The organism is Paraburkholderia franconis (assembly GCF_009362735.1).
GTDB lineage: Bacteria > Pseudomonadota > Gammaproteobacteria > Burkholderiales > Burkholderiaceae > Paraburkholderia > Paraburkholderia franconis.
The window spans coordinates 1-1,663 of the sequence record NZ_WHNP01000205.1 but is presented as its reverse complement, the minus strand read 5'-3'; the positions used below and the strand labels follow the sequence as shown (position 1 = coordinate 1,663).

1 protein-coding gene and 3 pseudogenes are annotated in these 1,663 nt (G+C 61.5%); all 4 read left to right on the top strand.

Translation table 11 applies throughout. The annotated features are described in order from the left end of the window. Positions 1–164 (top strand): annotated as a pseudogene (gene aroE, locus GCT13_RS47600) (shikimate dehydrogenase); the annotation flags it as partial. A 19-nt stretch (positions 165–183) separates the two neighbouring features. Beyond that, positions 184–537 (top strand): annotated as a pseudogene (locus GCT13_RS47595) (type II 3-dehydroquinate dehydratase); the annotation flags it as partial. A gap of 44 nt (positions 538–581) precedes the next feature. Continuing rightward, positions 582–1,306, top strand: a pseudogene (locus GCT13_RS47590) (IS6 family transposase). An 84-nt stretch (positions 1,307–1,390) separates the two neighbouring features. After that, positions 1,391–1,663: DoxX family protein (locus GCT13_RS47585; RefSeq protein ID WP_152768426.1), on the top strand; the 273-nt coding region annotated here is incomplete at its 3' end.

Here is a 1,663-nt window from a genome sequence, read left to right as displayed (position 1 = left end):
GCCTCACGCCATTCCTGCGGCTCGCACGCAATGCTGGTGTGCGCGGCATCGCAGATGGTGTGGGCATGCTGGTCGAGCAGGCAGCGGAAGCGTTCGCATGGTGGCGCGGCGTGCGTCCCCGGACGCGCGCCGTGATCGACAGGCTCACCGTGCCGCTGGATTGAACTTGCTACGGAGACGCATGTGAAGAAGGTCCTGATGCTTCATGGCATCAATCACAACATGTTCAGCAAGCGCGACCCCGTGCTATACGGGACGATCACGTAGGACGATATCGATGGGCAATTGCAGTCGCCATGCTAAGAACTCGGCGTGCTGGTGGAATCGTTCCAGACGAATAGCGAAGCGACGATGTGCGAGCGCATCCATCACGCGTTCGAGGAGCATCAGGACGCGGTGCTGATCAACGCCGGTGCGTGGACGCACTATAGCTACGGAATCCGCGATGCGCTGGCCATCCTCACATGCCCTGTCGTCGAAGTGCACATGTCGAACATTCATGCGCGGGAGCCGTTCCGGCATCGTTCGGTGTTCGCCGGGCATTGTCACGTTGGCAAGGGCGGTCGAGTTAAGATGACCAGATGACAAAGACCAACGGTCACCGGTTCCCTGCGGCGGTCATTAGCTGCGCGGTGCGTTGGTACTTCCGGTTTCAGTTGAGCCTGCGCGACATCGAAGCGTTGCTGTTCGGGCGTGGCGTCGTGGTCCCTTATGAAACGATCCGGCGTTGGTGCGATAAATTCGGCACGGGCTTTGCGCATCGCGTTAAGGCTTCCCGGCGCAAACCTGGCGCGACATGGCACCTCGACGAGGTGTTCGTGACGCTGCGCGGCGAACCCTGGCCGCTGTGGCGTGCGGTCGACCAACACGGCGTCGAACTCGATATTCTTCTCCAGAAGCGCCGCGACAGGACCGCGGCGAAACGGTTCTTCAAGCGCGCGTTCTTGCCTCCTGTGCCGAAGCACCGCGCAAGATTGTGACCGACCAACTACGCAGCTATCGGGCCGCGAAAGCCGAAATCGCCGAGCTGGCGAACGTCAGGCATGTATTCGTCAAAGCCGGCGCCCGGGTGAACAACCGCGCCGAAAACAGTGATCAGCCCACGCGGGAACGCGAGCGTCGGATGCGTGGTTTCCGAGTCCCTCAACGCACCCAGGCGCTCCTGTCGAGCTTCGCCCCGATCCGGCAGCACTTCGCGCTCAAGCGACATTTACTGCGCGCATCACGCTATCGCAACCAGCTCGCCGCGCGCTTTGTCGCATGGCGTCACTTCAATGAGCTCACCCAAGGTTCGTCCGCTTTCTGAGAGAACGGGCTCCCTCTCCGTCATTGCGTCGCGAACAACTCATCGTGACAGCGCCGCCGCAACGTCTTTCAGTGCGCGGTTCAGTTGCTGGAACGCGTGCCTTACTGGCTGCTGGCCATTCCGCTGCGCCTCGCGGTTGCAACGATTTTCTGGAATTCGGCGATGACCAAGCTCGCAAACTGGGATGCGGCGCTCGAACTGTTTCGCGACGAATACAGGCTGCCGGTATTGCCGCCGGATGTGGCAGCGCACATCACCGTATCGATAGAACTGAGCATGCCGGTGTTGCTGGTGCTCGGCCTGGGCGTCAGGCCCGCCGCATTGGTCCTGCTCGGGATGACCTCCGTGATCGATCGA